This is a genomic window from Actinokineospora fastidiosa, assembly GCF_014648415.1.
In the GTDB taxonomy this organism is placed as follows: Bacteria; Actinomycetota; Actinomycetes; order Mycobacteriales; family Pseudonocardiaceae; genus Actinokineospora; species Actinokineospora fastidiosa.
The window spans coordinates 320270-332533 of the sequence record NZ_BMRB01000004.1; the positions used below are offsets into that span (position 1 = coordinate 320270).

5 protein-coding genes are annotated in these 12264 nt (G+C 70.2%); all 5 read right to left on the reverse strand.

The genetic code is table 11. The features are described 5' to 3' along the window. Positions 1-28 precede the first annotated feature (28 nt). Positions 29-1702, reverse strand: a complete 1674-nt coding sequence (locus IEY98_RS23610) for an APC family permease (RefSeq protein WP_189212795.1) — start codon at positions 1700-1702, stop codon at positions 29-31. Between the two features lie 93 nt (positions 1703-1795). Next, a complete protein-coding gene (locus IEY98_RS23615; RefSeq protein ID WP_189212796.1) occupies positions 1796-3901 on the reverse strand; it encodes a hypothetical protein in 2106 nt (701 codons plus the stop codon). A gap of 156 nt (positions 3902-4057) precedes the next feature. Next, positions 4058-5719, reverse strand: coding sequence for a P-loop ATPase, Sll1717 family (locus IEY98_RS23620; protein WP_189212797.1), 1662 nt, complete (start codon positions 5717-5719; stop codon positions 4058-4060). A gap of 130 nt (positions 5720-5849) precedes the next feature. Further along, complete coding sequence (locus IEY98_RS23625; protein ID WP_189212798.1) at positions 5850-6170, reverse strand: hypothetical protein; 321 nt, start codon at positions 6168-6170, stop codon at positions 5850-5852. 10 nt (positions 6171-6180) lie between these two features. Beyond that, a complete protein-coding gene (locus IEY98_RS23630; protein ID WP_189212799.1) occupies positions 6181-11649 on the reverse strand; it encodes a DUF3320 domain-containing protein in 5469 nt (1822 codons plus the stop codon). Positions 11650-12264 lie beyond the last annotated feature (615 nt).

A 12264-nucleotide genomic window follows, 5' to 3' on the forward strand; every position in this document is an offset into this window, starting at 1 on the left:
CCTCCTCCTCGTCCGTCGACTGTACCCGTCAGATCGCGGCGGGCTCGTCGGTCGGCGCCTGGCTGATGTTCCGCGCGGCCCGCTCGGGCGGCAGCCGCACGGCGATGGCGTAGGCGTACACCAGCGCGCTGAACACCGCCAGGATGACGAAGCCCCACACCAGCGAGATCGGCCCGTCGCCGCCGTTGAGGATCAGGCCCGGGTCGGCGGGCTGGTCGGGGTCGACGTCGCCGAGGTAGCTGATGATGCCGAGGCCGACGAGCCAGATCGGGAACCAGGACCCGGCCTTGAACTCCAGCGGCGGCATGACCGCCCGGTTGCGGGCGTGGTAGATCGCGAACACCACGTACCCGACGAGCAGCGCGATGATCATCTTCTCGTTGATCGCCCACCCGGCCCAGAACACCAGCAGGCTGGAGAACAGGAACGCCAGGTAGGGCAGCACGTCACCGCCGGGCACCCGGAACGGCCGCTCCTGGTCGGGCAGCTGCCTGCGCAGCGCGCCCAGCACGAGCGGGCCCGCGCCGAAGGAGATGGCGAACGCCGAGGTGATGAAGCCGATGAACTGCTGCCAGCCCGGGAAGGGCAGGAAGAAGAAGCAGCCCACGATGAACATCACGAGCACCGACACCCAGGGGATCCCGCGCTTGTTCAGCTTCGTCAGGGCCTGCGGGGCGTTGCCGTTGCGGGCGTTGGCGTACGACAGGCGCGCGGTGACGCCCGCGTAGATCAGGCCGGTGTCGGCGGGGGAGATGACGGCGTCCACACGCAGCAGCACGGCCAGCCAGACCGCGCCCAGCACCAGTGAGAGCCCGGCCAGCGGCCCGGCGGCGTCCTCGAAGGCCAGGTTCGCCCAGCCGTCGGTGAGCAGGTGCCCCGGGACGGCGGTGATGAACGCCAGCTGCAGCAGCACGTAGATGATCCCGGCGATCAGGATCGAGCCGATGATGGCGAACGGCACGTTCTTCTGCGGGTTGTCGGTCTCGCCCGCGAACTCGATGCCGTTGCGGAATCCCAGGTACGCGAAGGCGACCCCGGCCGCGGGGATCGCGGTCAGCACCGATCCCCAGCCCTCGGGGGCGAATCCCGCGACCGAGCTGAGGTTCTCCGGGTTGAACGCCAGGACGAAGAACGCGACCACGACCAGCGCGATCACCGCGAGCTTCCACCACACCAGCGCGTTGTTGAGGCGGGCGAACAGCTTCACGCCGAGGATGTTGACCAGGCTGTAGAGGAACATCAGCGCGACCGCGATCGCGAGGCCGGGCCCGGTCAGCACGAACACGCCGTCGCTCTGGTTCATCAGCCACGGGATGTACGGGTCGGCGTACTGGATCGTGGCGAGCACCTCGATGGGCGTGACCGCGGCGGCGGCCAGCCAGCTCGTCCAGCCGGAGCTGAAGCTGGCGAAGGAGCCGAACGAGTAGTGCGGGAAGCGAATGATCCCGCCGGAGACGGGGAACATCACTCCCAGCTCCGCGTAGACCAGACCGATCACCATGACCATGACCCCGCCGATCGCCCAGGACAGGATGGCCGCCGGTCCGGCGATCTGGGAGGCGTACAGGGCGCCGAACAGCCAGCCGGACCCGATGATCGCGCCGACCCCGGTGAACAGCAGGCTCAGCTTGTTCACGTCGCGTTTGAGCCCGGTGTCCAGCCGGACGTCCACCCGGCGCGGTGGTCCCACGGATGTGGTCATGGCGGATCGCTCCCATCTGTGCGCGGCCCTGACGCCGGCCACGTACCCAGGTGAACTCGCGCCTATACCCCAGTGAAGCCGGTTTGTTATTCCCTACACCCGACCGTTGCCGTGCGCCACCGCCTGTGCGCGCCGTCGTGCGGGAATGTTCAGCAGAGTGACCGCTTTCTCACCCGCCTCGTGGCCCAGCGTCCGGTATGCCTCAAACTGCTCGTCGGTGAACATCTGCTGGCTGGTGGAGTGGTTGGGGAAACGCGGCTCGCGGTGCTTGAACGCGTGCAGGTCCCAGCTCGCCTCCTCGGTGAGCACCGCCTTGGCGTACACCAGCTGCGCCTGCTGGTTGCCGGGCGGCGGATAGCTCATCACGCCCGCGACGGCCATGGAAGCGCTCAACCCGGCCGAGTCCGGCAGCACCGGCCGGGGGTCGAGATCGATGTCGACGCCGAGTTCGCTGCGCGCCAGCGCGATCGCCCTGCCGATGTCCAGGCCCTCGCCGTCGCGGTCGCAGCTGGCGTCGAAGCACAGCACGTGGGTGCAGCGGCGGCGCAGCAGCTCGACCACGCCCAGGTTCTCCCAGTGCCCGCCGTCGGTGAGATAGATGTAGCGGTGCGTCGACTTCGCCGCGCCCAGCGCCTCCCGCAGGACGTACCACGCGCCCGGCTCGAACCAGCCGTCGCGCATCCGGCGGGCCGCGCGCCGCAGCCGCGACCGGCAGTCCTCCTCGACCCGCTTGGCCGCCGCGTGGTTGGGGTTCTTGATCCAGACGCCCAGCCGCACGTTGGTCAGCGCCATCAGGAACCGCAGCGGCGGGTAGGTGAACCGGCCCATCAGCGGCGAGAGCGCCGCGCCGGACACCGCCATCATCGACGGCAGCGTCAACTCCGTTCCCGCGACGCCGTTGCGCTGTTCGAGGCGCTTGGTGTCGTGGTAGCCGAACAGCGGGCCGCCGCTGCGCCCGCGCTCGAAGGTGAACGACTCGGCGAAGCGCCCGACCGGCACGTCGTCGGTGGTGACGTTCACCGCGCAGCAGACGACCAGCTTCGGCAGGTCGGTCGCGGGCTTGAGGTCGGAGAAGTACAGCTTCTCCCGATAGCTGATGGGCGCGGCCACGATGCAGCCGCGCTCGTCGCGTTCCCGCTGGAGGGCGAAGGCGCTGTTGAGCCGTTCGCGGTAGAACAGGTGCATCGAGTAGCGGCGGTTGTGCACGAAGACGGCCATGCCGAGCACGACGACCACGAACGCGGCGAGGACGATGACGTCCACTGTGGAAGGCCGGGGCTGGCGGTTGGCCAGCTCGAGCGCCGAGAGCAGCGGCACGAGCAGCAGGCCCGCCGCCGCGAGCGAGGCCAGCAACAGCATCAGCCTGCGCGCCCGCAGCCGCCTGCTGAGCATGAGCGCCGCCGCGGCGGCGAGCAGCGCGGCCACCAGCCACACCAGCCCGGCGGCGATACGGCCCACCGTGCTCTGGAACGTCTCCGGCGGCTCCTGGAACAGCCACGCCAGCGCCTTGGTGGACGCCAGCGCGTACAGCCGCGTCAGCACGGGCAGCAGGAGCACGACCACGATCGCGCCCGCCACCAGCAGCACCCGCGCCCCGAACCGCTCCCACGCCGATTCCCCGTAGTCGCCGGGGTTGTCGCTCATCCGCCGGTAGCAGACGGCGCCGAGGGCGAGCAGCACGCACACGGCGCCGACCGCCAGCAGCGCCGTCAGCACGGCGGACTCGGGCAGGTGCAGGCCGTTGAGCCGCAGGTCGGTGAGCCGCACGCCCAGCGCGGCCAGCACCCAGCCGGTGAGCCTGCCCGCGATCACCGCGGTCAGCGCGAACGGCAGGTAGTTCACGATGAACCCGTAGACGACGCTGGCGGCCATCCACAGCTTGCCCTCGTGCCCGGGCGCGAGGTAGTCGCTGTTGAGCCGCAGCCGCCGCTCCTCCGGCGATCCGCGCCCCCACAGCGGCTTGCCGTTCTCCAGTTCGGCGGACGTGTGCGCCGCGGAGATCATCAGCGCGCTGGCGATGTAGTTGCCGCCCGACACCGCCGCCAGGTACGCCGAGTCCCGCAGCACGCCGCGCTCCTGCAACGCCTGCAGCGCCCCCAGGTTGAACGCCGCCGACCGGATCCCGCCCCCGGACAACGCGATCCCGATCCGCGGCCCGTCCGGCTGCTCATCGAGATACTCCGCCGCCACCCCAGGCAACGCCTTAGTAGTACGCGGACTAAGCGGCATCTCTCCCCCTTGCCCTTCACAGTCTCTTCCTGCGTGGCCCCCAACCGCACCCAAGGGGACCGGAACCCAACCCAGCCACCGACCCCCACCCGCCGCAACTGTCCCCACCCACCGCAACCACCATGGTTAATTCCGGGGAGGCGGAACCGTGTAGCCGAAGGCGGTGCGGTAGTCCTCGCCTTGGGGGTCGCAGCCGTAGGGGTAGGTCGCGTGCGCCTGCGCCTTGCGCAGCTGGGGCAGCGACCGTTCCAGGAGGTAGCGGGTGAACAGCGGGTGCACGCACAGGTGGTCGTGCTCCTCCTGGGCGCCCAGCTCGTAGTCGAAGGTGTACTGGAAGTGCGCCTTGTTGTACCGGCCGGTCTGGCCGAACCGGATGCCCAGCACGCCCAGCGAGAACAGCATCGACAGGAACTCGTCGAAGTCCATGCCGGAGACCTTGCGGATGCCCTGCCGGTTGTAGACCTTGTGCAGCTCGCACGCGGGGAAGCAGATGTCGAGCCGCCCGGTGAGCCTGCGCAGCGCCTCGCCCGCCAGGGGGTACGACGCCTGGTACGCCGCCAGGATGCTGGTCACCAGCAGGTGCTCGGCGTGCCGGGTGCCCGCCAGGATGGCCGCCGGGGTCACCTGCCAGGGCGTCGAGCCGCGGTCGTGCCTGCTGAAGACGCTGTTGAGGATGTGGATCAGGTGCCGGGGCAGCAGCTGGGTGTGCCGCAGCAGGTAGGCGACCGGGTCCTCGGGGATGCCGAGGCCGCTGCGGAAGTTCGTCGGCAGCGCGGCCCGCAGCAGCGCGATGTCCGGCTCCGGCTCGTCGACGCGGTCGGCGGCGCGGGCCAGGCGGTCGTACTCGTCGGGGTGGCGGGTGCGCAGGAACAGGTGCAGCCGGGTGCCCGCCAGCCGCAGCAGCTCGCGCGCGCTCCAGTAGATCTTCAGGTACCCGCCCTGCATGTCCTTGTCCGCCGCGGCCGCGATGCGGTGGATCTGGTCGAACAGCTCCGAGGGCAGGCAGATCTGCACCCCGTACGGCCGGTCGGACGGGCTGCGCGCCATGATGCCGCCGACCGCGCGGAACAGCCCGGCCAGCACCGGGGTCAGCTCGCGCAGCCGCAGGTGCAGCTCCTCCAGGTTGTCCATCACGATGACCAGCGGCTGGCCCCGGTCGGTGAGCAGGTCGCGCATGGCCGCCCTGGCGTCGGCGAAGCGGGCCTTGTCCTGGCCCATCCCCTCCAGGATCTCCGTCGGCCCGGTGCCCGGCCGCTCGTGCACGCGCTCGCGCACCTGCCGCAGGAACCGCTCGGCGACCTGCGAGGCGTCGGCCGCCGGGTCCGCGGCCCGCCCCAGGTAGGTGCCCAGCACGTTCAGCTTCCCCTCGGGGTCGTGCCCGTCGAAGAACCGCCACGCGTGGAACATCGCCACGTGGTCGAACAGCGCGGTCCAGATCTCCGCCCGCTGCCCGACGAACAGCCCGTCCCCCCGATAGGCGTTCAGCACGTTGAGCATCTCGTGGTACACCTTCTCGGTGTCGATGGCCGCCCGCCACACCTCCCGGTCGGTGTCCGAACTGATCAGGAACGCGGTCTTGCCCGCCCCTTTCCTCCCGATGATGTACGCGGGGAACAGATCGCTGACCGCCTGCGAATAGATCCGGTTGTTGCGGTCGAAGAGCTGGTCGACGGTGGAGCGCCCGATCCCGGCGACGTCCTCGGTGGCGATCGGCCCGAACGGCCGAGCCGGGGTCAACACCCGACCCAGCTCGTCCCGGGCGGCGAGACGCTCGTGTGCGCGGTGCACGGCGACCTCCCTGGCCGTGTTCTGCTCGTGATTCCAGGCTCGGTGCCACCAGCCCTTCCGTGACGAAGCACGACCCGTTCGGACCGCGTATTCACCCGAGTGGGTTACGTGCGGAAATGTGATCGGCGAATCACCAGCGATCCTCGACTAACCCTCGATGCCGAGCCGCCTCCCACGCCGCCATGTCGGGGTATCGGTCGCCGCAGTACCGGGCCACGAGGTGCGCGACGAACGCCTTGCGCGCGGACTCGTTCCCGAGCACCAGCTCCCGGTCGCGGCCCGCGGTCAGCCGGTAGCCACCGCCCGGCAGCACCTCCCCGCATGCCTCGCCTGCGATCCGGCGGCCCGAGTGCGCGCCCATGTAGGCGTAGTAGACGGCCCGGTAGGCGTACTCGTCCTCGTCATCGTGTACCTGGGCTAACCAGGCGTCGAAGGAGTCGATCACGAGCAAGCGAACCACGCTAGTGCCCTGGCCCAGAACCTTCACCAAGCACCAACTCTCCGTCGACGGTCACCGCGCCCGCGTCATCCAGTTCCTCGATCGCCTGGTAGAGGGCGGCCGACACCGCCGGACCACGTCGTCCCCACCCGAACAGCCTGGCCACCCGCTCGGTCAGCTCGTCACGGTCGATGGCGTGGCAGTCGCGGACGAGGTTGACGACGGCGAGCTTGAGTTCGTCCATCGGCACGTACTTCACGTCGCGCTTCGTGTCCGGGTCGTCCGTGGGAACGCGGACCGCGGTGACCGGCGCGGAGCGCGGCCGGAGGAAGCCGTCGCCGTCCCGGTCGATCCTGGCGCGCAGGTCGCGGACGGCGGACTCGAACGCCGCCTTGATCCGGGGCCCCGAGCGATCGCCGCCCCATGCTTTGCGGATCGTGGTCAACGCCCGGTCCTGGTGGATCGGCCCCTCCGCGCGCACGGTCTCCTCAATCAGTTTCCGCAGGTGTGGGCGCGCGGCGGGACTGTGCATCTCGTCGTAGGGGATGAGCGACGAGCTCAACCTGGCGAGCCGGTAGGGCTCGGTCCAGGCGGGCGGTGCCTCCAGGTCGACGATGTGCTGGTCGACCAGCACATCGTCGACGGGTGCCACGTCCCTGACTGCGCTCGGCCTGCCCGAGATCGCTGCATCGATGGCCTGACGCAGCCTGGCCTCTTGCTCTGCCCGGTTGCGGTACCAGGACGGACCCCAGATGCGGTGGATCGTCCAGCCGAGTCCCTCCAGGACCTGCTGACGCAGCCGATCGCGATCCCGGGCCACCTTGGACGAGTGGTACATCGCGCCGTCGCACTCTACGCCGAGGACGAACCGACCCGGCTTCTCCGGGTGCCTGATTCCGATGTCGACCCGGTAGCCAGCCACGCCCACCTGCGGCACCGCGTCGAATCCCCAGCCGTGCAGCGTGCGGACCACCTCCGCCTCGAACGGGCTCTCCACGTCGCCTGACGATTCGTCGTCGGCGAGCGCGAGTGCGGCGATCCCCCGGTCGGCGAAGTCCAGGTAGCGGGGGAGGTGCTTCATGGCCCCGGCCTTGGCGGTACCGGGGAAGTCCTCGGCGCGCACCGAGGTCACGATCTCGACTCGCCGCTTCGCGCGGGTGATAGCCACGTTGAGCCTGCGCTCGCTGCCCTGGCGGTTGAGGTGGGCCACCTGCATCGAGAACTTGCCGCTCTCGTCCTTGCCGTAGCCGACGCTGAAGATGATGATGTCGCGTTCGTCGCCCTGCACGTTCTCCAGGTTCTTGACGAAGAAGCCGTCCAGCCGGTCGTCGGTGCGCAGGCCCGCGAGTTCGGGGTACCGCTGGGCCTGGTGTTCCACCTCGCGCTCGATGGCGTCCTGCTGCGCGCCGGAGAACGTCACGACGCCGATGGTCAGGTCCGGGTGGTGACGCCGGTGGTAGAGCACTCGCTCGACGACCGTCCGCGCCTCGATCGGGTTGTCCCGGGCCCCGCCCCGCCGGTACACGCCGTCGACCTTGATCAGTTCGATGCCGATGTCGTCGGCCTTGTGCGTCGCTCCCGGGAAGGTCGCCAGCTTGCCGCCGTAGAACCGGTAGTTGGAGTAGGTGATCAGGTCCTCGTGCTGGCTGCGGTAATGCCAGGACAGCGGCAGCGACTCCAGCGCCCCCGCGCCCTTGCAGAGGTCCAGCACCGACTCGAACTCGTGGACCTCGTCCTCGTCGTCGTACGTGTCGTCGTCGGACTGCCCGCCGCCGAAGAACCGCGTCGGCGGGAGCTGCATCTTGTCGCCCGCCACGATCAGCTGATCCCCGCGGTAGACGCAGTTGATGGCGTCGGCGGGCAGGACCTGGGACGCCTCGTCGAAGATCACCACGTCGAACCGCAGTGTCGGCGGCAGGAACTGCGACACCGACAGCGGGCTCATCATGAAGCAGGGCTTGAGCCGCTGCGCGGTCTCGCCCGCCTCGGTCAGCAGGGTTCGGATCGGCTTGTGCTTGCGGGAGATCTCGGCCTGCCGCTTGATAACCCCCGCCTGCCCGGCCATACTGGATGGCCGCCGCTGCGCGCAGGCGTTGATGACCCGCGCCGCCGCCAACGCCACCTGTTGGGTGTCCAGCTTGCGGAACTCGTCCACCAGGGCGTCGCGCTCGACCGAGCGCAGCGGTCCAAGCCGGTTGCGGTCGGTCTCGAACACCGCGTCGGCCCAGGCTTCCAAGACCGCGCGCTCGACGATCGCCCGCACGTCCGACTGGGGCACCCGCTGCTCGCGGCAGAACGTGACCACCGGCTCCAGCCCGAGGTGCTCGAGCTCCGACTTCGCCGAGGCGTAGGACGCCCACGTCTCGATGTCGCCGACCGAGTCGCGCAACTCCTCCAGGAGCGCCTCCGCCACATCGAAGTCCGAGTCGCGCAGTTCGGCCCGGACCTCCTCCGCGCGCTGCCCGTCGAACTGCCCGATGACCCGCTTGCTCGTCTTGGCCCACGCCGCGTGCCACGCTTCAAGTTCGGCCGAGGTGGCTGTGCAGGTCAGCAGCGCCTCCGCGATGGGCATGCGCACCGGTCCGCCGAGCGCCCGGCGCACGTTCTCGGCCCAGTCGAGCGCGCCCGCGACCGCCACCCAGTCGGTCTCGACGCCGCGATAGTGACTGCCCAGCAGTTCCTGGTCAGCGGGCATCGTGGCGGCGACCAGTTCCCGCTTCTCGTTGACGATGCCTGCCCGTGTCAGCGCCGACCGGGTCGACTCGATCGTCAGCGCCCTGCCCGTCAGCGTCGACAGCCTGGTCATGGTGTCGACCACCACCTGGAGCGGCGCCACGGCATCGGCGGCCCACGCACGAAGCCGGGCGAGGGGCACGGTGTGCAGCCGCTCCGGGTCGATTCCCAGGACCTGCCCCGCCGAGCGCAGCCAGGAGTCGACGCCCGCGCGCACGTTCTCGGCGAGGAAGTGGATCGCGGGATCGGGGGCTCCACCACGGGCGAGCTGGTCGGTGAAGGAGTCGCCGATGCGCTCGTCCCTGGCCAGGTGGATCGCTCTCCTGGCCACGCTGATCGCCTGGTGGATCTTGGCGAAGTCGGCCTCGGCCCGGCTGTAGTAGTGGTCGCCCAGTAGGTCGGCGTGGCGGGACTCGGCCGCCGACAGCTGGTTGGCCCGCTCCTGCCATGCGACGCCCTCGGGCAGTCGCTCCAGCACCTGCCGGTCGACCCGCCCGGTCACCGTGCAGGCCGCGAGTGCCTTCTTGTCATCGCGGTAGGCGCGGCGCAGCTTGCCGAAACCGCGGTGCACCTCGGCGAACCGCCGCTGGAGGGCGAAGAGGTCGAGGTTCAGCGCGTCGTCGGTGAAGACCGAGCGCAGCGCCTGGTGGCGGGCGCGGAAGTCGCTGACGAGCCCGCTCAGCACCCCGAGGGCCTCGTCGAGCGCGGTTTGCGCGGTTCGGTCGAACCATCCCGGCTCCGGCCGCGCGGGTGCGGTGACCAGCGCGCCCAGTTCGGCGAGCTCCACGGCGCGCTGCGGTGTGATGTCCGCCGTGGCGAGTCCGAACGACGACGCGATCTTAGCGGCGTCGGCCTCGATCTGGTCGAGCGTCGTCGTGCTTTCGACCAGGAACGCCCGCTGGGTCGCGACGAGTTCGGCCGTCGCGGTGTCCTCCGGTCGCCAGGCCAGTGCGGCCCGGACGGGAGCACTGGCGGTGTGCAGAGCCGCCTCGGCGTCGGCGAACGGCCCCAGGAGGGCGGGCTCGACGAACTCCGCGGCGTCGCCGACGATCTCGCGCAACTCGACGAGTGCCAGGTCGTAGACCGCGGTTGCCTGGTGCAGCGTGCCGACGCGCGCCTGCACGTCGTTCAGGGTGGCCGAGGTCAGCCACCGCGCCGGGATGGGCTGACGGTCGTCGAGCAGTGCCAGCAGCGGCAGCAGGCGGTCGACGTCGGCGGGCCGCTCGTACCAGCCGAGTCCGAGCTGGTCCTGTAGCAGGTCGATGTGCGTGCGCAGGGCGTCCAGCGCGCCCGCCGCCCGGTCGAGGTCGGCCTCGACCTCGTGCCGACGCGACGCGGACAGGGACGTGTTCTGGAGATCCCGCCACAGGAAGGCGTCGCCCCGCTCCACCGGCGCCCAGGCCCGGCCCAGTTGCTCGGCGGTGTCGCGGATGTGGGTGAGCGTCTCCGGCGTGAGGTCCAGGCCGAACGTGCTGGGCACCGGGGCCTGCGGAAGCGCGTGCAGCGCGGTGATCTCGCCGAGGACCTGGTGCAGCGACCGGCCGAGGGGCTGGCGCACCTCGTTGAGGGCCAGCGCGTAGGTGGAGAGCGCCTTGCGCCGCTTGACCAGGTCGGCCTTCGCCGAGGGGGTGAACGTGACCGGCGCGTTCGGGCGCTTGGTCAGGGCGGTGCCCAGTTCGGCGGCGACCGCCTTGCGGGTGGCCTTGTGGCTGTGCAGTTGGAGGACGAAGTCGTCCAGCTTGGCCGCCTTGAGCCGGTTGTGGACGACGTCGAGCGCCGCGGCCTTCTCGCTGACGAACAACACCGTCTTGTCGGTGTGCAGCAGCTCGGCGATCATGTTGGTGATCGTCTGGCTCTTGCCGCTGCCGGGCGGTCCGTCCATGACGAAGCTGCGCCCGTCGCGGGCGGCGAGGATGCAGCGCCGCTGCGTCGCGTCGGCGTCGCGGACGTTGACCAGGTCTTCCGGCGGCGCGACCCGGTCGAGATCGTCCTCCGGGACGGGGTCGAACCCGAAGGCTCCCGCGCGGGGCGCGTCGGTGCCGAGCGCGAGCACCTCGATCAGCGGGTGGTTGATGATCTGGTCCGCGTTGTCGAGCAGGTCGCGGTGCATCGCCTCCTTCTGAAAGGAGAAGGTGGTGAGCACGGCTCGCCGGGTAACCCGCCAGCCCTCGTAGCCCCGGATGGCCAGCCGGAACGCGGCGAGCACGCCGTTGAGGTCGTGGTCGGCGAGGTCGTCGGCCGCGAGCTGGATGCCGAAGTCGGTCTCCAGCTTCACCAGGAGCGCGGGGTTGACGACGGTGTCGTCATCGGTGCGGACGAGCCGGAAGGGCTCGCGCAGGCTGGCCCGGGTCAGCGACACCGGGACCAGCAGGATCGGGCTGCTGACCGTGGCCGTGCCCTCGGCCTCGACCCAGTCCAGGGTCCCGAGTCCGAGGTAGAGCGTCCACAGGCCCCGGTCGACGAACTCCTGGTTGGACTTGCGCTCCAGCAGCCCGAGGGCCTTGGTGATCTCGGGGCCGTCCTTGCCCTTGACGACGATGTCGGTCGGCAGCGGCGGCGGGACGACGACCGGCTCGCCGCTCTCGTCCGGCCGAGGGGGCAGGTGGAAGGTGAAGAACCCGTTGGCCCGGTCGAGAGTGGCGTAGAGGTCGCCTGCCAGGGGCTGCTCGATCTCCAGGGACGCGGTCTTGGTGTGCTTGAAGTAGAGCAGCCGGTTGCGCCGGTCGACATTGATCAGCTGGTCGCGGTGGTCCTTCAACCAACGGTGTAGCCGGTCCGCCAGGTCCGGTGTCAAGCCGCCCCCGGTGCGTCCGGCGCGGCCCTGGTGTGATGCGTGATCGCCCTGCACGTGATCGACCCTCTCCTGGTGGACCGTCCGGCCACTGGTGTCCACCTACCGACTTCGGGCGCGCTGTGTCGGGTGTTACCGAATTAGGGGATTACAGCTTTGTGTCGGCTTCGCCCATGCGTCCACGGCGGCCGCGCGCAGGGAGTCGTCGACCGGCGTCGGTGGCTGGTTCGAGCAAGCGGCTGACGGTGTGGGCGGCCTCCGCGCAGGCGGCGGCGAAGCGAGTGGCGATCGCCCGGGTGAGCTGGTCGGTGGGGATCGCGGCGGGAAGGCGGCCGGGACGAACCCCAGCGCGCACTCCGGGCAGACGGGCGTGCCCTGGGGGCGGTCGATGTAGCAGGCTTGCGCGGGCATCTGGCACAGGGCGCGGGCGGTGTCCGGCGGGACGATATGTGCGTACGTTCTCCTTGATGAGGCTGCCATCCTGCGTGAAGTCGGCGGTATGGCTGTCACGCGCAAGTAGTTGGCGCACCTGCTCGCGGCAGCGGACCGGCCGAACAGCACAATTTAGGTGGTTCCGCTCGC